Origin of the sequence: Vibrio sp. 1727 (assembly GCF_033344415.1) — a bacterium.
Lineage (GTDB): Bacteria > Pseudomonadota > Gammaproteobacteria > Enterobacterales > Vibrionaceae > Vibrio > Vibrio alginolyticus.
In genome coordinates this window covers 1-22,743 of the sequence record NZ_JAWPOT010000001.1, presented here as the reverse complement: position 1 = coordinate 22,743, position 22,743 = coordinate 1, and the positions used below count along the sequence as shown (strand labels likewise).

Here is a 22,743-nt window from a genome sequence, read left to right as displayed (position 1 = left end):
CCACTCTCTTATATCTCACTAGTGAGATATAAAGAAAAAAATAATAAAAAAGCGACTTTCTCATTCGGAAACGAAACAAGGACAAATAAATAATGAATAAGGTGAGTTTACTAGCAGCGTCAGTGGCTATCGCTCTTACAGGCTGTGGCGGTTCAGATGGTGGTTCAAGCAGTGCTAACGACGGCGTTGTGATCACAGGTTTTGACGGCTACTTCAAGCATGCCGTTGTTTTTGAAGATACGAACAACAACGGCCAATGGGACACTCAAGAAACATTCCTTGGTCTGACCGATGAGAAAGGTCAACTGAAATTGGATGCAAAACCAGAAAGCACTCTAGCGCTACAGACCATCACACCAAACGGTTCAAAGCAGAAACAGCTCATCGCCTTGGATGCGAAAGAGTACGCTGGCAAATACACGGTAGATATGGATCATCCAGGCCAAGCTATGGCGCACGAAATCGTATTCCGTGCACCAACATCATCAAACGTGATTTCACCTATCACGGATCTTGTGGCGATTGAAATGGCAAAAGATCCAGCCATTAGTGAAGAAGACGCGAAAGCGAAAGTAAACCAAGCGCTAGGAGGCTCAGAAGAAGCACCAATTGATCTGTACAGTGATTTTGTTGAAGGTGCGACAAAAAACGCCGAACTACATAAAACCGCTCAGATTCTGACCGACTCGAAAGCACAAAACCCAACGAACTACGAGAAAAAAGCCACGGAGTTTGCTCAAGCGGCAAACCAAGAAGTGGAACGTCTTGTTGCATCTGGCGAAAACATCAATGACCCAAATCTACGTCCAATCATCACTGACGCGACCCCAGACAGCGACACCTTAGCTCCTGAAACGGCAGTTAATAACAAGCTAACCGTAAACAAAATCGTCGAAAAGGCAGCTAAAGATAAGCTAGAAAAACTACCAAAAATCGTACAAGGCGTGGACTTTGATGGCTTAGAGCTAGACATTGAAGGTCTATTTGCAGACAAAGACCAAAACCTTGTGACAACCAAACTGACGCACAACTTTGCAGGCACAGGCATTGAAGTTGTGCAAACTGGCAACCTGATTGTTCTACATCCAACTGCAATCGTAGAGAAAGCTGGTGATTTTGAGATTGTTCTAACGGCGCAAGACATTGATTCGTCAGGTAAGGTTTTGGGTACGGTAAGCACCGTATTTCAGTTCGAAATCGAATCGGCAAACTTACCACCAATGGTTGTAGAAACAGAACAAGCGCGTCTGCAGTCCATCGTTGATGGTTGGTACCTACAACAAGGTGAAGTGTTTGAACAAACACTCGATATTTCTGGTTTGTTCCAAGATAAAGACGGTCAAATTACCGACTACTCAGCGGACTATGTAGACATTGAAGGTCTAACAGTATCTGAGGATGGTAATGCAATTATCACCATTAAAGGCACACCAACAAAAGCAGGTGAAGCTGGAGCAGTACTTGCGATTAGCGCAACAGATGGCCATACCGCGGTACAAATTGCGCTCAGCATGCCAACGGTTATCGAAGGCGTCACGCCACCACCAGTAGTACCGACTTTGGGCTTCACTCACGAGCACTTCAACGGTCAAGAATGGAAAATGGGTAGCTTTGCACAGAAAGATGGTGAAATTGGCTACGCCATGTTGATGCAAGATTCTGAAGGCCTACTATTCTGCTGGGGTTCAAACCACGATGAGATGAATCAAGAGTACAAAGCGAACATCAGTGACTTCCTAAAAGACACATGGGAACACGATGCTTACGCCATTCTTGCCGATCTGGACCAACAAACTGGTTACACGGAATACAACAATAAAGACTGTAACGACGTTGAGCTGAAAGACGGTAAGCTATACAACAGCTACGGCGACGAGTATGAAATGTTGTACCAGCACAAAACCGAGCATAACGGCACTCAAATGATCGTTAAAATATCAGATGATGAGCTGTTCTGGATGGACTCAAGCAATACCCCATTTGCAGAATCACTTTCGGTTGCAGAACACATCAAACACGGCACGGTAGAGCATGACTTGATGGTAGAAAGTAATGGCACAGGCGACGACACAGTCCTGAAATACTCGTCAGGTGCGTACGAATACGACACTGATACTTACAACTACACTTCGTTCATGCCAACAGGATTCCAAACTCCAGGTAATTGGGAAATCCAGAATGATGAAGACCGTGAACTGCTGATTCTAGAAGAAACAGGCTCAGAGTCAGATTACAAAACTCGTCATCGTTACATCAACCGCGATTTTGGTGACTTTTATATTGGTATTCGTTGGAGTAAAGAACAAAACGGTCATGAATCCGCACCGGAATATGGTCTGTACTCTAACAGCAAAGAAGCCATGACAAGCATCGCGAGTTCACTACCGATTTTGGAGCCTGGTGATGATGACTAAAGCAACCATCGTTAACCCTTGCTGTGATAGCGTGCATTTGCGCAGAAGACGCAGAACACTTTGGGAACGATTGGTCGGCATCAAAGAAGTGTATATCTGCTCTAACTGTCACAAAGAAACGCCACTCAAATAGCGATAATATTTGAGACCGCAAAAAAGCCCCGAACTCGGGGCTTTCTTCTATATTTTGACCGCAATATCTGAGTCGTTATTTCACGCACACCACGTTCAATAATGAGGTTCCGGTGAGCTGATTGGGCTCACGATCGGCGAACAAACCTTTCTTATCTTTGCCCCAATACGGCAGTTGCAGTGGCCATTGATTTTTTTCCATCACCCCAGACGCCCTCAGCGCTTTAAACTCTGCAGGGTTAGCTAAGTTCATACCCAGTTGCTGACATACTTTGTGCGAGTTTTCGTAGTTGAGGCGGTTCCACGGCTTACCATGTTCCATGTAAAACTGATTATGGTGATCGAGTAAATATGGGACCACGTACGTTTTGCCCTGTACTGAAGTTCTCAACCGAACTTCAATGTCATCATTTCCAGTGACAATTGGCTTCGCTTTGGTCTTAGCAACAGGCGTAGACGAAGAGCTATCACGCGAACTTTTTGCCTTGGTATCTGGCTTCTCTGCCCGCGCTTTAAAGGCGTCGGTATCAGCTCGCACAGCAGGAACTGGCGCGGGTTTCGGGGTCACCGTCGGTGTTGGCTTAACCGAAGATGCGGCTGATTTCGACGATACAGTAGATTTAGGTGTAGGTGGTGTTACTGGTTGTTTCGTCCCTTTCCCAACCACTCGGATGAACGCCTCTTTGTAATTCGACAAGGTTTTGACTCCTCGTAAGTCATCCCTCGCATCAGACAATGCCTTGTAAGGTCCAATCAAACAGCGATAGCCTTTGGATTCAGGCTTCATCCATACGTCAGTCGTGATTTTACTATAGAGAGGCTTAGCTTTCGCGAGTGACATTGGCTTTGGTAGTAATCCGCATTGAATCCAGTAGAGGTAGTTGCCTCCTTGCGGCACTTTCTTTCCCCATACTCCGTTACCAATTGGGCATGTTTTCTCAAGCATCGGTAATTCTTTCTCGCTGGCTTGAGTGGCTTGGCAAAGGAACTCCTCCGCCTCAACTGGATTAGAAAACTGGGCGCATACCAGCAACAAACCCAAAGCCAGGCTTGCTTGGAAGATACGAGATGGGTGTTGTGCCTTCTTCATTTCCATACACTTCACTCTAAATTAGTGGGTAAGGTCATTATGGCGGCAAAGCGCCAAAAAAATGTGAACAAAGAATAACTAGCAAAAAAAGAGCCGGAATTTGCATCCGGCTCTCAGTTTAGGAAGGAATTAAGTGAATTTACAACGCTTGGTGGGAAAATTCTTATCCTTTGTACAGTTTCGGGTTGAATACATCACGTAGCCAGTCACCCAATAAGTTGATAACCAGAACCAGTGTAACTAACACGATGCCTGGGAAGGCAGTAATCCACCACGCACCTGAGAAGATGTAGTTAAAGCCGATGCTGATCAGCGCACCTAGTGACGGCTGATCAACAGGAAGACCCAAACCTAGGAATGACAGTGCCGCTTCCGACATGATCGCGTTCGCTACCTGTACCGTCGAGATAACCAAGATTGGCGATAGACAGTTCGGCAGAATGTGACGGAACATGATGCGTGGCGCTTTAAAGCCCATCACACGCGCCGCTTCGACGTATTCTTTCTTCTTCTCTGCCAATACCGAGGCACGAATAGTCCGTGCGTATTGCGGCCATTCAGCCACACCGATGATCACCACCAGCATCACCACTGCGTATTGGCTGTAAAAATCGCTGCCAAAGCTGGCTTTGAAAATGGCCGATACGATGATCGCCACCATCATGGTTGAGAACGATAGTTGAACATCCGCAAAGCGCATCAAGAAGCTATCGATACGACCACCGAAGTAACCCGCCGACAAACCAATGATGATACCCAGAATCAACTGAAGACCGACGGCTAAAAAGCCGATCGTCAAAGACAAACGAGAACCGTAAAGAATGGTCGATAAAATATCGCGACCTTGCTCGTCAGTACCCAACACAAAGCGCTCATCGCCATCTTCCATCCACGAAGGTGGCAACTCAGAATCCATGATGTCGATAGACGTCAGATCGTACGGGTCTGTTGGCGCAAGAATCGGTGCAGCCAATGCCAATACTAAGAACATCATAAAGACGGTAAAACTCGCCATCGCCACTTTGTCGCGTTTGAAGTAATACAGAAAATCTGACTCTTTGAAACGCTGCCACGCTGATGGAGCAGGAGCTGGTGTTAAATTTGATTGGCTCATGATTAAGCTCCTTTTCCAGTTAGGTTCACAGTTGGGTTGATGATGCCGTACAGCAAGTCAACGATGGTATTGGTTACCACGAAGATCAGACCAACAAAGATAACGTAGGCAGTGATCAGCGGTGTATCTACACGGTTGATTGCCTCTAGGAAAAGGAAGCCAGTGCCCGGCCATTGGAACACGGTTTCAGTAAGAATGGTGTAGGCCACCATGGTACCAATCTGCACGCCACCTACCGTCAATACTGGTAGCATGGTGTTCTTAAGTGCATGTTGGTAATAAATCTTTTGTAAGTTCAAACCTTTTGCTTTGGCGAACTTAATGTATTCCGAACTCAGAACTTCCAGCATTTCTGAACGCACCAAGCGGATGAACAACGGCAGCATAATAGACGCTAGCGCAATACAAGGTAGGATGAGGTGCTTGATACCATCAATGGTAAAGAAGCCAGATTCCCAACCGAGTACGTTAGCGGTTTCACCTCGCCCATAGGAAGGCAACCAACCAAGTTCTATGGAGAAGACATACATCAGCATGATTGCGGTTAAGAACACCGGAATCGAGATGCCGACACTGCTCATCGCCATGACAAATTTGGTAAAAACACTCTTAGGATGAATCGCAGAGTACACCCCAAGCGGAATAGAGAAAACAATGATGATAAGCGTCGCGCCAAACACGAGCTCTAATGTTGCCACCAGCTTATCGAGGATCACCTCAACCGCAGGTCGCTTGAAAAAGTATGATGTACCCAAATCACCTTGTAGTGCATTACCCACAAAGCGCGTGTACTTTGTGATAAAGGGATCGTTCAGGCCCAAGTCGTCGCGTAGCGCTTGACGCTCCGATTCCGAAACCGACTGACCTACAAGCTCACGCAGCGGATCACCCAGGTTGTCCTGAATGGCAAACGCCACCAAACTGATCACAAACATCACTATCAGTGCCTGAAACAGGCGCTTGACCAGAAACGAAAACATTCCTTGCCCCTTAACTATCCATAGATCTCTAAATTAGAGAGAAAATTCAGTCTAAATAACCAACTCAATCCGACTGAAACAAAACTGAGTCGAGTGCTTTAAGTTGAGGAGGGAAATCCATCCCTCCTCAAAGTCGACTAACCGTGATTATTCAACCACTAGGTCACCGAAGTAAGGCATTACCATTGGGTTAACGATGTCTGCCGCTTTCACGTTAGACTTCGCGCCCCATGCTTCACTTTGCCAGTGTAGCGGTACGAATGCTGCGTCGTTGTATAGTGTCGCTTCTACGCCCTTCAGCATTTCTGCACGTTTCGCAGGATCCGTCTCTACGTTCGCAGCTTCAACCACTTTGTCCATTTCTGGGTTTGAGTAGTAACCACAGTTGTACTGACCACGACCGGTTTCTTCGTTACGAGTCATAGTTAGGAACTCGTTGAAGTTCGCTGAGTCTTCTGTATCTGAGTGCCAACCGATCATCAGCATGTCTGCCGCACACTTGTCGAACTCAGGCCAGTACTGCGCTTTTGGCATGGTCTTCAGATCAACCTTGATACCGATCTTAGACAACATTGCCGCTGCCGCTTGTGCTACTTTCGCATCATTCACGTAACGGTTGTTTGGTGCGATCATCGTTAGCGTCAGGCCGTTTTCGTAACCCGCTTCTTTCATCAGTTCTTTCGCTTTCTTCAAATCGTAGCGAGGAACCAGTTTGTCATCGTGACCTACGTAACCAGCCGGGCTTTGCTGACCAGCGGCCGTTGCGAAGCCTTTCATGATTTTCTTCACGATACCTTCGTTATTGATTGCGTGAACAATCGCTTGGCGAACGCGAACGTCTTTCAATGCTTCGTTGCTGTTTTGGTTTAGTTGGAACGTGATGATACGAGTACCAGGTAGCGTAACTAGGTCGATGCCGTCAGCATCTTCAACGCGTTTGTGGTCGTTTGGCGCTACAGGGTGAATCATGTCAACACCGCCAGAAAGCAGCGCTGCTACACGAGTTGCGTCTTCTTTGATTGGCACAAGCGTTAGCTTATCAACGTTACCTTTCGACTCTTTGTCCCAGTAATCTTTAAAGCGTTCAAATTCCACTTTTACGCCCTGTTCACGAGAAGTCACAATGAATGGACCCGTGCCAGAAACGTTAGTCGATGCGAATGAATTACCGTGCTTCACTAGCTCAGACTTATCTTTGCCGTCCGCAGTTTTGCCAGTGTAGAACTTGCTGTCCATTGGGAAAATGTACGTTGCGGTTTGCAGCACTAGTGGGTAAGGACCTTTAGTTACAAGATCGAACGTGTTGTCGTCAACTTTGACGATTTTCTCGTACGGGTCGAAGATGTTTTTAAAGTCAGGAGAGCTTTGTAAACGCTGGAACGTCCACACGACGTCGTCAGCCGTTAGAGTATTGCCAGAATGGAATTTCACACCTTCACGCAGTTTGAAACGAACAGTCGTATCGTTAATACGTTCCCAGCTTTCCGCTAGGCGAGGCTCGAAATCCATTTTTTGAGTAAAGCGAACCAACGGATCAAATACCATGTGTGACATTTGCAGTGTGCCACCTGATAGCTGCTCATGTGGGTCAAGCGATACTGGGTCAGCTGCATAGCCAACTTTGATATCTGCTGCCATTGCGTTAAAGCTTAGGCCCGCAGCCATTAGCGCCACTGCTAATTTGCTTTTCATGGTTTTCATTTGCATAACTCCTTCATGCGGGGATACGGATCCCTTGTTGTTGTGTTTGCGTCTTTGTTATGACTAAAGGTTAGCCAAGCGAATTGCTTGGTTTATGCCGTTTCGATCTCTTCTCGCAAGCCAGTAAACTCCGGCATCAGAGAAATCAATTTTTTGCTGTATTCGTGTTGAGGTGCCGTGAATAACTGTTCTGTTGGTGCCACTTCTAAAAGTGTACCCATTTGCATCACACCTACTCGGTCACACATCTGACGAATAACAGGTAAATCGTGGCTGATAAACAACATAGTCAAGTTCAGCTCACTTTGCAGATCTTTCAGCAAGTTTAGAATTTGTGCCTGTACCGATACGTCCAGTGCTGAGGTCGGTTCATCACAAATCAAAAGTCGAGGACGAGTCGCCAACGCACGCGCAATAGAAATACGCTGACGCTGACCACCGGAGAATTCATGAGGGTACTTAAGCCCAGCCATTCGACCCAAACCAACATGATCCAATAGGTCATTCACGATTTGGCGAGTTTCCGACTCGTTTTTCGTCAATTTATGGAAACGGATTGGCTCAGCAATAATATCGAATACCTTCATACGAGGGTTCATTGAAGTATATGGGTTTTGGAACACCATCTGCATTTGACGACGCATCGGGCGGCGCTCTTTCTCAGAGGTTAAAGCGGTCAGGTCAATGCCCTCGAATTTCACCTGACCAGAGTTAGGTTGGTATAAACCAGCAATCACACGTGCAATGGTCGATTTACCTGAACCAGACTCGCCCACCAAACCAAAGGTTTCGCCTTCGTGCACTTCAAAGCTCACATTATTAGATGCTTGCACGTATTCTCGGCGGCTCTCGAACAAAGAGTCTTTGGTCACAAAGCGAAGATTGACGTTCTTCACGTCCAAAAGCGGGCCAGTGTACTCACGCTCATCTTGGCTTTGTCCTAACCAGTGGTTCTTGATATCGAGTGGCTCCATTTCCGCCGCTTCTTCGATATAGCTTACTAACGGGAAACGATCTAACTTTCTGTCTGAACGTGGTACCGCTGAAATTAGACTGCGAGTGTAAGAGTGATCAGGATCGCCCAATACTTTGGCTGTTGGTCCAAACTCCACCAAGTCACCACGATACATTACCGCCACGCGATCGGTGACGTTGGAGACGACACCCATATCGTGAGTAACTAACATACAGCCGACATTGTTCTTGATACACAGCTCGCGGATCAAGTTGAGGATTTGGTCTTGGATAGAAACGTCTAACGCCGTAGTTGGTTCGTCCGCGATGATGAGATCAGGCTCACCAGCCAAAGCAATGGCAATGACAACACGCTGACGCATACCACCAGAGAATTGGTGCGGGTACTGCTTTAAGCGGTTTTCTGGTTGAGGAATACCAACCTGCTGCATAAGAGAAAGCGCGCGCTGATACGCCTCTTCATCAGAGACCTTCATGTTGGCGTGGATCGTCTCTTTCAGCTGTTGCTCAACAGTAAAAAGTGGATTGAGCGAGGTCATCGGATCTTGGAAAATAAAACCTATTTTCGAGCCGCGAACCTTACGCATCGCTTCTGGTGATAGGCCAGAAATTTTTTCTCCATCCAAGAAAACATCGCCGCTAGCAACGCGACCTGGAGGGCTAAGCAAATCAATAACGGCGTTACCAACGGTGGATTTACCCGCACCTGATTCGCCAACAACACCCACGATTTCACCACGTTCAATATGAAAAGAAAGTGACTTCACGGCAGCGTGAACGCCGTGTCGGGATGGGTATTCAATACGAAGGTTTTTCACTTCTAATAGTGACATTTCAGACCTCTACTGCCTTGTCTGTGGTATCGAATCATGCCAAAGGCACCATTCATCACCTGAATGAATCCGTTCAAATTCAGAATAATACTCTGAAATCTTAATGCGGAAATAATTTGGCAAAAATCACACAAAAAAGCAACAATTAAAGTATATTCCGCCGAAAAAACATTAAATAAACGCACAATTAGCGAATAAAAATGCATTAACAAGTATTTAACCATTTTCATATCACACTATTTTTGTGCGTCATGCACCAATAAAACTAGAAAAATGCTCTAAAAGTAAACATGAGCTAAACAAGATCATTAACCATATTATTCATGTGTATTTATTAACATTTAACAAACAATATCATATGCAAAAAGTGTTTTTTCAACATAAAAAACTATTAATAAAATAGTCGGCAAATACAAAAAGCCAAACTTAGGAAGAGAAAGGATAGGTCAAAACGTGAACAAAACAGCAAAACCACACAAATCCTGCTCCAACGCAGAATATGCGCCACTTAAGCGGTTTATTGACTAAGCAAAGGAAAGTACCGCTATCCTCATTCGTACGTCATAAGAAAACTCGCCGGTTTTAACCCTTTACGACACAATTGAGAGTGGGATAATAGATGAACAGTGTCAAAGCCAAGCCGTAAATAAAAGGAGCCCCTGTGCTTAAAGCGATTTTTTTTGATATGGACGAGACTTTATGTGCAACGTCACAAGCCGATAAAGTTGCAGGACAAGCGTTTACAACTTGGATTCATAAGACCTATCCACAAGTTACCGAGCCAAAAGCGTTTTTGCAGCGCTACTTGCAGGGTGTATACAAAAAGCTGAATGCTGAGTTCCCTCACCTTGTGGCTCTGCTACCCGATGAAAATGCCTTCCGTTGTGGCCTGATCCAAAACATCTTGGCGGAGCAAGGCGTCAGCATCACTGCAAAAGAGGCTCAACAAGCTCAAGACTACTTTGACTCTGCACGTATGGGCGCGTTCACCTTCTTCCCTGGTGTAAAAGAAATGCTCAGCGACCTTCGTCAACATTACAAACTCGTCGTGATCACTAACGGTCCGATTTTTTCTCAACACCCTAAATTAAACGCGACACAAATGAGCAACTGGGTGGACCATATTATTGTGGGAGGAGAAGAGCCAGAAGAGAAACCTGCTACAAGTATTTTCCAAAAAGCGCTCGACTTGGTCGAAGTAAAACCAGAAGAGGCTCTACACGTGGGCGACTCTTTACCTGCTGACATTGCTGGCGCTAACAATATGGGCATTTTGAGTGTGTGGGTGAATGCGACAGGCGCAAGCAACTCAACGGATATAACGCCAAGTTTTGAAATCCAAGAAACGGTAGACCTGAAAGAAATCCTTAAAACACTCGCCCAATAAAAGCAGCGGATTAGAAAACTACAAAACCCCAGACACTGCTCTGGGGTTTATTTTGTCAGCTCGAAAAGCATTTGGATCATAGGTGGTCAAAAGCCCCTAGAGCTGTACACTTTTGGGAAAAATTGAAATGGAATGCCGATTCTTTTCAGGAGATATGCAAAAAAGCCCCAGTCTTTCGACTGAGGCTCTAAATAGCGGTCGGTGAAGAGCCGAATTCTAACTTCAGGCGAACCCCACTTGGGTTCAAATCCATTGATACATTACCGACTAATACAGTCCAAGCGAGATCATAAACTCTAAAACGACGAAAGCCTGCTAAAAAGCAGGCTTTCTAATAGTGGTCGGTGAAGAGGGATTCGAACCCCCGACCCTCTGGTCCCAAACCAGATGCGCTACCAAGCTGCGCTATTCACCGAACTGTATTTGCTGATTTTCTCAAATCAGACAGGACACTTCAACTAAGAAGTCACCTTAATTAATGGGGTGGCTAACGAGATTCGAACTCGCGACCACCGGAATCACAATCCAGGGCTCTACCAACTGAGCTATAGCCACCATCAATTTTTGCTGTTTACCGCTCTATTAGAGCCATAAACTAAATAGTGGTCGGTGAAGAGGGATTCGAACCCCCGACCCTCTGGTCCCAAACCAGATGCGCTACCAAGCTGCGCTATTCACCGACGATGTTTTATCTTGATTGAATCAAGATTGGGAGCAATGCTACCGCATTCAATCTAAAAAAGAAAGAATGGGGTGGCTAACGAGACTTGAACTCGCGACAACCGGAATCACAATCCGGGGCTCTACCAACTGAGCTATAGCCACCACTGATTTTTACCGATGTATCCTCCGAGGCAATGGTACGCCCGAAAGGATTCGAACCTTCGACCTTTGGCTCCGGAGGCCAACGCTCTATCCAACTGAGCTACGGGCGCATGCCCTATCGGCGGAGTGGAATAATACGGATATCACACTATGCCGTCTAGTACTTTTTTTACTTTTTTTATCGTTTGGTCTCTTTTTCGACAGTTATCTTCCGTTAAAGTGGATTTTTGATGTGATTCACGCCCTGTCATGGATAACTTGTTGTTTATTGCAACAAGTTATCGGGATATAATCACCCATTATTTACATTGATTTAACAGCTGCAACCAAGTTGTCTAATCATTCTATGCCATTCAGTGGAATTTAATGATTTCTCTGCTCGGCATTAATACTCTAACTATATAAATAGGTAAGTCACTTACCTCGGGAATGTGAAGTGGGTTTAATGGATATGTCTCGACAAATGATTAGCGTTTTGTTCGCTGCCTTAACGTTTTCTACGGCAGCTTTAGCTTCTGACATCAGCCAAACTGAATACGATGCGATCGCAGAACGCATCCAACCTGTCGGTGATGTTTATCTAGCGGGTTCTGAGCCAGTGAAAGAAGAGCCAACCGGTCCACGTGATGGCGCCACAGTTTATGGTACTTTTTGTATTGCTTGTCACGCATCTGGTGTAAACGGCGCACCTAAAACAGGTAATGCCGATGATTGGGCACCACGTATTGCACAAGGCAAAGATACGTTAGTGAAGCACGCATTAGAAGGCTTCAATGCGATGCCAGCCAAAGGAACCTGTATGGACTGTTCTGACGATGAAATCATCGCAGCAATTGACCACATGATTGAAGGTCTATAAGTAAAGACATCAACGAAAAAGGCTTGCCAGTTGGCAAGCCTTTTTGTTTTTAGTCAGTGAGAACAGGGTTACTTTACTTCTTAAACATTGCTCGAATATTGGCAATGTGTGCTTGACCTTTCGCCATACGCTCTTCTGCTGATACTGGCTTTTTGTTTACTTCCCATTCAACGTCATCAAATGGCAACTCATCCAAAAAGCGGCTTTGAGTCGGTTTGATCAACTCGCCGAACTGCCGACGCTCTTTGCACATAGTGAAAGTCAGTTCACGTTGCGCGCGAGTAATACCAACGTACATCAGGCGACGCTCTTCTTCCACGTTATCTTCATCAATACTGGTTTGGTGCGGTAAAATACCTTCTTCGGACCCAATTAAGTATACATATGGGAACTCAAGGCCTTTTGATGCGTGCAAGGTCATCAGTTGTACTGCATCACTGTCTTCATCTTCTTCACCGCGCTCCATCATGTCACGCAAGGTCAAACGTTGAACGACTTCTTTTAACGTTTTCTCTTCTTGATCGTAGTTGTCACCCTCTAGGTCCGCCACTATCCATGAATAAAGATCAGAAACGTTCTTCATTCGCATTTCAGCGGCTTTCGGACTTGCTGAAGTTTCGTATAGCCAATCTTCATAATGGATATCACGAACTAGCGAACGAACCGCTTCGACGGTATCACCACGCTCAGCTTGATCAGCAATCGCCACTAGCCATTGGGTGAAACGACGCAGGTTTTCTAGGCCACGTCCCGTTAGGTGCTGTTCGAGCCCCATTTCAAAGCTCGACTCAAACAGGCTCTTCCCTCGCATATTGGCATAACTGCCTAACTTCTCTAACGTTACTGGGCCAATTTCACGTCGTGGAGTATTCACAATGCGCAAAAATGCATTGTCGTCATCCGGATTAACCAAAACGCGCAAATACGCCATGATGTCTTTAATCTCTGCGCGCGCAAAAAACGAGGTGCCGCCAGAAATTTTATACGGTACACGGTTTTGCATCAGAGACTTTTCAATCAAACGTGATTGGTGGTTACCACGGTATAGAATCGCATAATCTTTATATTCGGTACGGTTTAGGAACTTATGCGCAATTAGTTCACCCGTTACGCGCTCTGCTTCATGCTCTTCATTTTTAGCCAACAACACTTTGAGTTTTTCACCGTCAGGAATTTCAGAGAACAAGGACTTCTCATAGACGTGAGGGTTGTTAGCTATCAAAATGTTGGCCGCACGCAGGATTCGACTCGTTGAACGGTAGTTTTGCTCTAGCTTAATCAAACGCAAATTTGGATAATCTTCACCCAGCAACACGAGGTTCTGAGGTTTCGCACCACGCCATGAATAAATAGACTGATCGTCATCCCCTACAACCGTCAATCGCCCACGTTCTCCGACAATTAATTTGACCAGCTCATACTGACTCGTGTTGGTATCTTGATACTCGTCAACCAGTAGGTAACGGATACGATTCTGCCAACGCTGACGAACATCTTCATGATTACGTAAGAGTAAAACGGGCATCAAAATTAGGTCATCAAAATCGAGCGCGTTATAGGCTTTCATTTGCTTTTGGTACATATCAAAACAGAACGCAAACAATTGTTGCTGTTCACCTTGCGCACGCGCTTTGGCTTGCTCTGGCGTCAACATGTCGTTTTTCCAGTTGGAAATACAACTCAGAAGCTGACGTAGCAGATCTTTATCACCATCAAGCTGCTTTTCGGTAAGTTCTTTGAGCAGCGCTAGCTGGTCTTGGTCATCAAACAGTGAGAAGCCCGATTTCAACCCTAAATGCTTGTACTCACGCTTGATGATGTTCAATCCTAAAGTGTGGAATGTTGATACCATCAAACCTTTAGACTCACCTTTCCCTAACGTTTGACCTACACGCTCCTTCATTTCACGTGCTGCTTTGTTGGTAAACGTCACCGCAGCAATGTTACGCGCTTTGTAACCACATTGCTGAACCAGATAAGCGATTTTATTGGTAATAACACGAGTTTTGCCCGAGCCAGCACCAGCTAGCACTAGGCATGGACCAGACACGTATTTCACGGCTTCATCTTGACTAGGGTTCAGCTTCATAGAAATTCTCTGCGGGTGATGAATGTGGCGCCTATGATAAAGGGGTGGCCTCGTGAAAGCTATGCTGATTTCTTGTAATTTTCACACCAATTAAGTGCAATATTCTGTTGCATAAATGGCGGGTATTTAAGCTATAATGAATGAACGTTCATTCACTAAAGGGTGACATTATGAAGGATAACCCTGCTGTAGATAAACGAGAACAAATCTTAGTCGCTGCTGAACAACTCATTGCTGAATCTGGCTTTCAAGGGCTTTCCATGCAAAAGCTCGCCAATGAGGCAGGTGTCGCAGCAGGGACGATTTACCGTTATTTCTCAGATAAAGAACATCTTTTAGAGGAACTACGCCTTAACGTTGCTAAGCGTGTTGCTACTGCGGTGCAACTAGGTGTTAGTGAAGAGATGCCTTTAAAACAGCGTTATCGAACCATGTGGCTCAATATTTGGAATCTAGCGAGCTCGAACTTAAGTGCGATCAGCAACCGGGTCCAATATGAATCTTTACCCTGTTCAAATAGTAGCAAAGCTCGGGAACTTGAGAGACAAATGTTTGCCCAAGTAGATCTTCTTTTTAATCAGGGTAAAGACGAGGGAGTATTCAAGCTTCTCGATAACGAAGTACTTTCTGGATTAAGTTTTGAGGCAAGTGTTGCACTTGCTCGGAAACACGCTTTGGGATTTTATCAACTGGATAAGACGGCATTAGAGGCCGCTATTGAAGCCAGTTGGGATGCAATTATTAAACACTAACTTGGAGTTCTTAATAGAATGAAAAAGTGGACTTTCTTTATGTTACTTATCGCCGTTCTCTTGTTCGGCAGCGTGATAGGTTTCAATTTATTTAAGCAACAAAAGATCGCTGAATACATGGCAAACCGTCCTGAACCTGAGTTCCCAGTAACCGTGACAGAAGTGCAAGCGGTGGATTGGGTACCAGTCATCGAAGCAATTGGTTTTATCGAGCCAAACCAAGGCGTGACGGTAGCAAATGAGACCAGCGGTGTTATCGATAAAATCGCGTTTGATTCCGGTACTCAAGTTAAATCGGGTCAGCCATTAGTGTTGCTTGATTCTGAAGTCGAAAAAGCAAATTTGAAGAGCTCGCAAGCTAAGTTGCCAGCGGCAGAAGCGAAATACAAACGCTACCAAGGGCTATTCAAAAAAGGCTCTATTTCTAAAGAAGCGTATGACGAAGCAGAAGCAAACTACTTCTCCTTAAAAGCGGATATTGAAAGCCTGAAAGCGACCATCGACCGACGCGAAATCAAAGCGCCATTTGATGGTGTGGTAGGTATTCGTAACGTGTACCTCGGTCAGTACCTACAGGCGGGCACCGACATTGTTCGCCTTGAAGATACCAGCGTGATGCGCTTGCGCTTCACCGTGCCACAAACCGATATTTCACGTATCAATATCGATCAAGAAGTGGATATCTTTGTTGACGCTTATCCAGACCAACCTTTCAAAGGGTCTATTTCTGCGATTGAACCAGCTGTAAACGTACAAAGTGGTTTGATTCAAGTTCAAGCGGATATCCCTAACAGTGACGGCAAACTGCGTAGTGGTATGTTCGCGCGTGCAAACATCATTCTGCCTAAATTAGAAAATCAGGTCACTCTACCTCAAACCGCGATCACATTTACGCTGTATGGCGACAATGTTTACATCGTAACAGAAGAAGATGGCGAAAAACGCGTTAAGCAGCATGTGGTAAAAGTTGGCGAACGCTCTAAAGATATCGCACACATTCTAGAAGGCGTGAAGCCAGGTGATGTAGTGGTGACATCGGGTCAAGTCCGTTTGAGTAACCATGCGAAAGTAAGCATTGTCGAAAGCGATGCAACTACCCCACCTGCTGAAACACCAATGCTTTAAGTTGGAGGCATCATGCGCTTTACAGATGTTTTTATAAAACGTCCAGTTTTAGCGGTATCGATCAGCTTTTTGATTGCATTGCTTGGTTTGCAAGCGGTGTTCAAAATGCAGGTTCGTGAATACCCTGAAATGACGAATACGGTGGTCACCGTGACCACCAGTTACTACGGTGCAAGTGCCAACTTGATCCAAGGCTTTATTACTCAGCCATTGGAGCAAGCGGTAGCGCAAGCCGATAATATTGATTACATGACTTCGCAATCGGTACTGGGTAAATCGACCATTACTGTCAACATGAAGTTGAATACTGACCCAAATGCGGCGTTGTCTGACATTCTGGCGAAAACCAACTCGGTACGTTCACAGCTACCAAAAGAAGCCGAAGACCCAACCGTAACCATGTCGACAGGTTCGACAACGGCGGTACTGTACATCGGCTTTACGAGTGACGAGTTATCTTCAAGCCAGATCACTGACTACCTTGAGCGTGTAATCAACCCGCAGTTGTTCACCGTAAACGGTGTGTCCAAAGTTGACCTGTATGGTGGTATGAAGTACGCACTGCGCGTATGGCTAGATCCTGCCAAAATGGGCGCTTTGAAGTTGACCGCAACCGATGTGATGAGCGTTCTTAACGCCAACAACTACCAATCTGCAACCGGTCAAGCGACGGGTGAGTTCGTGCTTTATAACGGTAGCGCAGATACTCAGGTATCAAACGTTGCTGAACTTGAAGCATTGGTCGTGAAAACTGGTGAAGGGGATGTCATCCGCCTAGGTGATATCGCTAAAGTAACGCTAGAGAAGAGTCACGACGTTTATCGCGCAAGTGCAAACGGTCAAGAAGCTGTGGTTGCAGCGATCAACGCAGCGCCAAGTGCTAACCCAATCAACATTGCAGCAGACGTACTTGAACTGTTGCCTCAGCTTGAGCGCAACCTACCAAGTAACATCAAAATGAACGTAATGTACGACTCAACTATCGCCATCAACGAATCGATTCACGAAGTAGTGAAAACGATTCTTGAAGCAGCAGTAATCGTACTTGTGGTTATCACACTGTTCCTGGGCTCATTCCGCGCGGTAATCATTCCTATCGTGACCATTCCACTTTCATTGATTGGTGTGGCAATGGTGATGCAGGCAATGGGGTTCTCTTGGAACTTGATGACGCTACTGGCGATGGTGCTTGCCATCGGTCTGGTGGTGGATGACGCGATCGTTGTACTAGAAAACGTTGACCGTCACATCAAAGAAGGGGAATCGCCATTCCGAGCTGCAATTATTGGTACGCGTGAAATTGCGGTTCCAGTTATCGCGATGACATTGACGCTAGGTGCAGTGTACGCGCCGATCGCATTGATGGGTGGTATCACCGGTTCATTGTTCAAAGAGTTCGCTTTGACACTGGCAGGTTCAGTATTCGTATCCGGCATCATCGCTTTGACACTATCACCAATGATGTGTTCGAAGATGCTGAAGGCGAACGAGAAGCCAAGCAAGTTTGAGCAAAAAGTTCACCATATCCTTGATGGCATGACCACTCGTTACGAAGGCATGTTGAAAGCGGTAATGGCTCATCGTCCGGTTGTTATTGCGTTTGCAATCATTGTATTTGCAAGCTTACCGGTCTTGTTCAAGTTTATTCCTAGCGAACTAGCACCATCTGAAGATAAAGGTGTGGTCATGCTGATGGGTACTGCCCCATCAAACGCGAACTTGGACTATATCCAAAATACCATGGATGACGTAAACCAAATACTCTCAGATCAACCGGAGGTGGAATACGCACAGGTCTTTAATGGTGTACCAAACTCAAACCAAGCGTTTGGCCTAGCAACATTGAAGCCTTGGAGTGAACGAGAGGCAAGCCAATCTGAAATCACGAAACGTGTGGGTGGCCTAGTATCAAGTGTGCCTGGTATGTCTGTCACTGCATTCCAAATGCCAGAGCTTCCAGGTGCAGGCTCAGGTCTACCTGTTCAGTTTGTAATTACAACACCAAATAGCTTCGAGAGCTTGTTTACTATCGCTAGCGATATTCTAACCGATGTTGCAAGTAGCCCAATGTTTGTCTATTCCGACCTGGATTTGAACTACGATTCAGCAACGATGAAGATCAAGATCGATAAAGACAAAGCGGGTGCCTACGGTGTGACTATGCAAGACATTGGCATCACTCTCAGCACCATGATGGCAGATGGTTATGTAAACCGAATCGACCTGAATGGTCGCTCGTATGAGGTGATACCTCAAGTTGAGCGTAAATGGCGTCTAAACCCAGAATCGATGAAGAACTACTATGTACGCTCTGTGGATGGTAAAGCGGTTCCATTAGGCAGTCTGATTACAATCGATGTGGTGGCTGAGCCTCGCTCTTTGCCACACTTCAACCAGCTAAACTCAGCGACTGTGGGTGCAGTACCATCACCTAGTGTTGCTATGGGTGACGCAATCGACTGGTTTGAAAATATTGCACAAACCAAACTGCCTGCAGGATATAACCACGATTACATGGGCGAATCTCGTCAGTTTGTAACGGAAGGTAGTGCCTTGTATGCAACCTTCGGTCTTGCACTTGCGATCATCTTCCTCGTTCTGGCGATTCAATTTGAATCACTCCGCGATCCTATTGTCATCATGGTATCTGTTCCTCTGGCAATATGTGGTGCCTTGATCGCATTGGCCTGGGGTACGGCCTCGATGAACATCTACTCGCAGGTTGGTTTGATAACGCTGGTCGGCCTAATAACCAAGCACGGTATCTTGATCTGTGAAGTCGCCAAAGAAGAGCAGTTACATAATAAACTGTCTCGTATTGATGCGGTGATGGAAGCTGCGAAAGTGCGTCTTCGCCCTATCCTAATGACCACTGCAGCGATGATCGCAGGTCTGATCCCGCTGATGTACGCAACAGGTGCAGGTGCCGCGCAACGTTTCAGTATCGGTATCGTCATCGTTGCTGGCCTTGCAATCGGTACACTGTTCACACTATTCGTACTACCTGTGATTTACAGCTACCTAGCTGAAAAACACAAACCTCTGCCAGTATTTGTTGAAGACAAAGACTTGGAGAAGTTAGCGCGAGTTGACGAAGCGAAAGCAGCTCATCGTGAATTAGCGGATAACAGATAAGCTATTAAGGCATTCAAAAAGGTCACTTCGGTGGCCTTTTTTATTGCCGCTCTCTTTTTTGCCATCTAAGTGGCGACTTTCACGTATCATTTACTTAAAATGAGGACAAATCAAAAGGAGTTTTAGCCACTATGTTTGACCCAAAGAAATTAGAGCAAATTGCTAAACAGATTCACGACTCAATGCCTCAACCTGTAAAAGAATTGGGCTCTGATGTCGATCAGAAAGTTCGTCAAGTAATCCAAGGCCAGCTAAACAAGCTAGATGTTGTAAGTCGCGAAGAGTTTGATGTTCAAACTCAAGTTTTACTACGTACACGTCAAAAGCTAACAGAAATGGAACAGAAGTTGGCGCAACTTGAAGAAAAGCTTGCTGAAAAATAAGTATCAAAGCGCTCCTCACAAAGGAGCGTTTTTCTTATCGGCGCGCAGATAAATCGGCTAAAAACAAAAAGGCTTGGTCAACGGCGACCAAGCCTTTTGATTAGATGTTGTGTTTTATTTTGTATTTATCACTCCAGTCTGCCTGGAGTTTATCTACTGCGTTACTTGAGACTAAGTAAATTACGCTGTATTAAGGTTTCATTTCTAGGAGAAGGCGCGGACTTTACGATAGTAAACGAGCACCTTCGACACCGAAATGGAGTCATTTAGCCGCCCACCGCGATACGCTTCATATCAGTCATGTAACCACGTAGCTCTTCACCGATGTACTCTACAGGGTGGTTACGGATTGTTTCATTCACAGCGATAAGAGTCGCGTTATCCACTTGGTTAGACGTTTCACCTAAACCTTTACCAATTACGTCAGTATTTACGGCTGGCATAAACTTCTCACGTAGAAGCGGCGTTGCTACGTTAGCGAACAGGTAGTTACCGTATTCCGCAGTGTCTGAGATAACCACGTTCATCTCGTATAAACGCTTACGTGCGATAGTGTTTGCGATAAGTGGCAGCTCGTGTAGAGACTCGTAGTAAGCAGACTCATCGATGATGCCAGATGCCGTCATCGCTTCGAATGCTAGCTCAACACCCGCACGAACCATAGCAACCATCAAGATACCGTTATCGAAGTACTCTTGCTCAGAGATTTCTACGTCAGTTTCTGGGTAGTTTTCGAAAGCAGTTTCACCTGTTTCTGCACGCCAGCCTAGTAGATTTGCATCGTCGTTTGCCCAGTCAGCCATCATAGTGCTAGAGAAGTGACCGGTGATGATGTCATCCATGTGCTTGTTGTATAGCGGACGCATCAGTTCTTTTAGCTCTTCAGAAAGCTCAAATGCTTTCACTTTTGCAGGGTTAGTTAGGCGATCCATCATGTGAGTGATACCACCAAACTTCAGTGCTTCAGTGATGGTTTCCCAACCGTATTGAAGAAGCTTACCAGCGTAGCCAGGATCGATACCATCAGCAATCATCTTCTCGTAACATACGATAGAGCCAGCCTGTAGCATGCCACAAAGGATAGTTTGCTCACCCATTAGGTCAGATTTCACCTCAGCAACAAAAGAAGACTCTAGACAGCCTGCACGGTGACCACCTGTTGCTGCAGCCCAAGCTTTCGCGATATCCCAACCTTCACCTTTTGGGTCGTTCTCTGGGTGAACAGCGATAAGAGTCGGTACACCGAAACCGCGCTTGTATTCTTCACGAACTTCCGTACCTGGACATTTAGGTGCAACCATTACTACCGTTAGGTCTTTACGGATTTGCATGCCTTCTTCAACAACGTTGAAACCGTGAGAGTAACCTAGTGCTGCGCCTTCTTTCATTAACGGCATTACCGTCTCAACAACGTTTGTGTGCTGCTTATCTGGAGTAAGGTTTACTACTAGATCAGCTTGTGGAATTAGCGTTTCGTAGCTACCTACCTCAAAACCGTTGTCTTTTGCGTTTTTGAATGACTGGCGTTGCTCATCAATCGCGGCTTGGCGAAGCGCATAAGCAACGTCTAGACCAGAGTCGCGCATGTTCAGACCTTGGTTAAGACCTTGAGCACCACAACCTACAATGACCACTTTCTTACCTTTCAGATAATCCGCTTCTGAAGCGAACTCACTGCGGTCCATAAAACGACAACGACCTAATTGGTCCAACTGCTCGCGCAAGTTTAGGGTATTGAAATAATTAGCCATCTGGGTGCTCCTTTGAGATTCTTCCATTGAGGTCAGTAATTGCCTTACCGAATAACTTCATACTAAAACAGACATGAGATTGCTTAAAGTGATATATTCACAATTAGTTATTGCAATTTATGCAACATGGAAATGAAAATTTAATGAATATCAAAAGCCTGCAACTTTTCATTCATCTCTGTGAGAGTAAAAGTTTCGCCAAGACCGCAGCGGCAATGCATATTAGCCCTTCAGCCTTAAGCCGACAGATACAAAAATTAGAGGAGGAAACCAGCCAACAATTGTTTTTACGCGACAACCGTAGCGTTGATTTAACTATCCAAGGTAAAAAGCTAGTCCCAGTTGCCTTAAAGATTCTTGGCGAATGGCAGCAGTATCAGAGTCACCTGAAGGGAACCGAGGATGAATTGAAAGGAGAAATCCGTCTCTTTTGTTCTGTTACTGCAAGCTACAGCCATCTTCCGGAGCTAATCTCTGACTTTCGTATTCAGAACCCTTTCATTGAGTTCAAACTATCAACCGGCGATCCAGCTCAAGCGATCGACAAAATACTAGCAGATGAAGCCGATATTGCCATATCAGCCAAGTCAGAACAGATGCCAAATAAAATCGCATTTGAAACGATCAGTGAAATCCCACTTTCTGTCATCGTACCTGTTGGGGTTAGTGCGTTTGCTGAAGAGCTACAAAAAGAAAAACCAGACTGGTCGGTCATTCCATTCATACTCCCAGAAGCAGGAACGGCAAGGGACAGGGCCAATACTTGGCTCAAACAAATGAAAATAAAGCCAAAGATCTACGCACAAACCTCCGGACATGAAGCCATCGTAAGTATGGTTGCATTGGGGTGTGGAGTAGGTATCGCACCTGATGTTGTAATCAACAACAGTCCGGTAAGAGAAAAGATAAATCGTTTAAAAGTCTTACCAATTAAACCTTTTAAACTTGGTGTTTGCTGCAACAAAACTCAGCTGGAGAATCCGCTTGTTAAAGCCTTTTGGAAGGTTGCAGAGAGCAAGTATATCGCACCTTAGATGAACACTTTTTAGGTATAAAGTGGGCTAATTTTAAAACTCTATAGATGCAAAAAAGCCCGCTCTTTCGAGCGGGCTTCTTAAATTTAAAGCCTGGCGATGTCCTACTCTCACATGGGGAAGCCCCACACTACCATCGGCGCTATTTCGTTTCACTTCTGAGT

16 protein-coding genes and 5 tRNA genes are annotated in these 22,743 nt (G+C 45.5%); 9 read left to right on the top strand and 12 right to left on the bottom strand.

The features are described from left to right. Positions 1-92 precede the first annotated feature (92 nt). Together R8O10_RS00105 and R8O10_RS00100 are read left to right on the top strand one after the other, a co-directional pair. The gene (locus R8O10_RS00105) at positions 93-2,414 is read left to right on the top strand and encodes an acid phosphatase (RefSeq protein WP_318146094.1); all 2,322 of its coding nucleotides are present in this window, start codon (positions 93-95) and stop codon (positions 2,412-2,414) included. Continuing rightward, on the top strand, positions 2,404-2,547 hold the full coding sequence (locus tag R8O10_RS00100) for a hypothetical protein (RefSeq protein WP_012841245.1): 144 nt from the start codon (positions 2,404-2,406) through the stop codon (positions 2,545-2,547). The genes R8O10_RS00105 and R8O10_RS00100 overlap by 11 nt, the downstream gene beginning before the upstream one ends. 75 nt (positions 2,548-2,622) lie before the next feature. Here the strand turns inward: R8O10_RS00100 and R8O10_RS00095 are convergent, their stop codons facing one another. The 5 genes from R8O10_RS00095 to R8O10_RS00075 form a co-directional block, all read right to left on the bottom strand. Beyond that, positions 2,623-3,642 carry an SPOR domain-containing protein gene (locus tag R8O10_RS00095; protein WP_005384238.1) on the bottom strand — a complete coding sequence of 340 codons (1,020 nt, stop codon included), beginning with the start codon at positions 3,640-3,642 and terminating at the stop codon, positions 2,623-2,625. A gap of 157 nt (positions 3,643-3,799) precedes the next feature. After that, on the bottom strand, positions 3,800-4,750 hold the full coding sequence (locus R8O10_RS00090; RefSeq protein ID WP_005384239.1) for an ABC transporter permease: 951 nt from the start codon (positions 4,748-4,750) through the stop codon (positions 3,800-3,802). A gap of 2 nt (positions 4,751-4,752) precedes the next feature. Continuing rightward, positions 4,753-5,730, bottom strand: a complete 978-nt coding sequence (locus R8O10_RS00085; RefSeq protein ID WP_005379110.1) for an ABC transporter permease — start codon at positions 5,728-5,730, stop codon at positions 4,753-4,755. A 147-nt stretch (positions 5,731-5,877) separates the two neighbouring features. Beyond that, positions 5,878-7,431, bottom strand: coding sequence for an ABC transporter substrate-binding protein (locus R8O10_RS00080; RefSeq protein WP_005379109.1), 1,554 nt, complete (start codon positions 7,429-7,431; stop codon positions 5,878-5,880). A 92-nt stretch (positions 7,432-7,523) separates the two neighbouring features. Further along, positions 7,524-9,239 carry a dipeptide ABC transporter ATP-binding protein gene (locus R8O10_RS00075; RefSeq protein ID WP_005379108.1) on the bottom strand — a complete coding sequence of 572 codons (1,716 nt, stop codon included), beginning with the start codon at positions 9,237-9,239 and terminating at the stop codon, positions 7,524-7,526. 661 nt (positions 9,240-9,900) lie between these two features. On the opposite strand from R8O10_RS00075, the gene R8O10_RS00070 reads away from it, so the two are divergent. Next, complete coding sequence (locus R8O10_RS00070; RefSeq protein WP_130544890.1) at positions 9,901-10,626, top strand: HAD family hydrolase; 726 nt, start codon at positions 9,901-9,903, stop codon at positions 10,624-10,626. Positions 10,627-10,964: 338 nt separating this feature from the next. Here R8O10_RS00070 and R8O10_RS00065 read toward each other — a convergent pair. The 5 genes from R8O10_RS00065 to R8O10_RS00045 form a co-directional block, all read right to left on the bottom strand. Further along, positions 10,965-11,041 (bottom strand) — tRNA-Pro (locus R8O10_RS00065). 64 nt (positions 11,042-11,105) lie between these two features. Beyond that, positions 11,106-11,181, bottom strand: a tRNA-His gene (locus tag R8O10_RS00060). 48 nt (positions 11,182-11,229) lie between these two features. Further along, positions 11,230-11,306, bottom strand: a tRNA-Pro gene (locus R8O10_RS00055). A 69-nt stretch (positions 11,307-11,375) separates the two neighbouring features. Then, positions 11,376-11,451, bottom strand: a tRNA-His gene (locus R8O10_RS00050). Between the two features lie 33 nt (positions 11,452-11,484). Next, positions 11,485-11,561, bottom strand: a tRNA-Arg gene (locus R8O10_RS00045). A 335-nt stretch (positions 11,562-11,896) separates the two neighbouring features. Here R8O10_RS00045 and R8O10_RS00040 point away from each other — a divergent pair. Continuing rightward, positions 11,897-12,310 carry a c-type cytochrome gene (locus R8O10_RS00040; protein WP_005384252.1) on the top strand — a complete coding sequence of 138 codons (414 nt, stop codon included), beginning with the start codon at positions 11,897-11,899 and terminating at the stop codon, positions 12,308-12,310. 73 nt (positions 12,311-12,383) lie between these two features. Here R8O10_RS00040 and rep read toward each other — a convergent pair whose 3' ends face one another. Next, positions 12,384-14,399, bottom strand: a complete 2,016-nt coding sequence (gene rep, locus R8O10_RS00035) for a DNA helicase Rep (protein WP_318146095.1) — start codon at positions 14,397-14,399, stop codon at positions 12,384-12,386. Positions 14,400-14,569: 170 nt separating this feature from the next. On the opposite strand from rep, the gene R8O10_RS00030 reads away from it, so the two are divergent. From R8O10_RS00030 to ubiK, 4 genes are all read left to right on the top strand, one after another. Next, entirely contained in the window at positions 14,570-15,151 is a 582-nt protein-coding gene (locus R8O10_RS00030) for a TetR/AcrR family transcriptional regulator (RefSeq protein ID WP_005384254.1), read from the top strand. 18 nt (positions 15,152-15,169) lie between these two features. After that, the gene (gene vmeC, locus R8O10_RS00025; RefSeq protein ID WP_005379101.1) at positions 15,170-16,276 is read left to right on the top strand and encodes a multidrug efflux RND transporter periplasmic adaptor subunit VmeC; all 1,107 of its coding nucleotides are present in this window, start codon (positions 15,170-15,172) and stop codon (positions 16,274-16,276) included. Between the two features lie 12 nt (positions 16,277-16,288). Further along, entirely contained in the window at positions 16,289-19,411 is a 3,123-nt protein-coding gene (gene vmeD / locus R8O10_RS00020) for a multidrug efflux RND transporter permease subunit VmeD (RefSeq protein ID WP_005379100.1), read from the top strand. A gap of 131 nt (positions 19,412-19,542) precedes the next feature. After that, the gene (gene ubiK / locus R8O10_RS00015) at positions 19,543-19,794 is read left to right on the top strand and encodes a ubiquinone biosynthesis accessory factor UbiK (RefSeq protein ID WP_005379099.1); all 252 of its coding nucleotides are present in this window, start codon (positions 19,543-19,545) and stop codon (positions 19,792-19,794) included. Positions 19,795-20,060: 266 nt separating this feature from the next. Here the strand turns inward: ubiK and ilvC are convergent, their stop codons facing one another. Then, the gene (gene ilvC / locus R8O10_RS00010) at positions 20,061-21,545 is read right to left on the bottom strand and encodes a ketol-acid reductoisomerase (RefSeq protein ID WP_005379098.1); all 1,485 of its coding nucleotides are present in this window, start codon (positions 21,543-21,545) and stop codon (positions 20,061-20,063) included. 143 nt (positions 21,546-21,688) lie between these two features. Here ilvC and ilvY point away from each other — a divergent pair, with 143 nt between their 5' ends. Then, complete coding sequence (ilvY, locus tag R8O10_RS00005; protein ID WP_005379097.1) at positions 21,689-22,579, top strand: HTH-type transcriptional activator IlvY; 891 nt, start codon at positions 21,689-21,691, stop codon at positions 22,577-22,579. The last annotated feature ends 164 nt before the right edge of the window (positions 22,580-22,743 follow it).

Bases quoted from the DNA above. Each gene is read 5' to 3' on its own strand.
- R8O10_RS00105 (WP_318146094.1), top strand. From the start codon at position 93: ATGAATAAGGTGAGTTTACTAGCAGCGTCAGTGGCTATCGCTCTTACA.
- R8O10_RS00100 (WP_012841245.1), top strand. From the start codon at position 2,404: ATGATGACTAAAGCAACCATCGTTAACCCTTGCTGTGATAGCGTGCAT.
- R8O10_RS00095 (WP_005384238.1), bottom strand. From the start codon at position 3,642: ATGGAAATGAAGAAGGCACAACACCCATCTCGTATCTTCCAAGCAAGC.
- R8O10_RS00090 (WP_005384239.1), bottom strand. From the start codon at position 4,750: ATGAGCCAATCAAATTTAACACCAGCTCCTGCTCCATCAGCGTGGCAG.
- R8O10_RS00085 (WP_005379110.1), bottom strand. From the start codon at position 5,730: ATGTTTTCGTTTCTGGTCAAGCGCCTGTTTCAGGCACTGATAGTGATG.
- R8O10_RS00080 (WP_005379109.1), bottom strand. From the start codon at position 7,431: ATGAAAACCATGAAAAGCAAATTAGCAGTGGCGCTAATGGCTGCGGGC.
- R8O10_RS00075 (WP_005379108.1), bottom strand. From the start codon at position 9,239: ATGTCACTATTAGAAGTGAAAAACCTTCGTATTGAATACCCATCCCGA.
- R8O10_RS00040 (WP_005384252.1), top strand. From the start codon at position 11,897: ATGGATATGTCTCGACAAATGATTAGCGTTTTGTTCGCTGCCTTAACG.
- rep (WP_318146095.1), bottom strand. From the start codon at position 14,399: ATGAAGCTGAACCCTAGTCAAGATGAAGCCGTGAAATACGTGTCTGGT.
- R8O10_RS00030 (WP_005384254.1), top strand. From the start codon at position 14,570: ATGAAGGATAACCCTGCTGTAGATAAACGAGAACAAATCTTAGTCGCT.
- vmeC (WP_005379101.1), top strand. From the start codon at position 15,170: ATGAAAAAGTGGACTTTCTTTATGTTACTTATCGCCGTTCTCTTGTTC.
- vmeD (WP_005379100.1), top strand. From the start codon at position 16,289: ATGCGCTTTACAGATGTTTTTATAAAACGTCCAGTTTTAGCGGTATCG.
- ubiK (WP_005379099.1), top strand. From the start codon at position 19,543: ATGTTTGACCCAAAGAAATTAGAGCAAATTGCTAAACAGATTCACGAC.
- ilvC (WP_005379098.1), bottom strand. From the start codon at position 21,545: ATGGCTAATTATTTCAATACCCTAAACTTGCGCGAGCAGTTGGACCAA.
- ilvY (WP_005379097.1), top strand. From the start codon at position 21,689: ATGAATATCAAAAGCCTGCAACTTTTCATTCATCTCTGTGAGAGTAAA.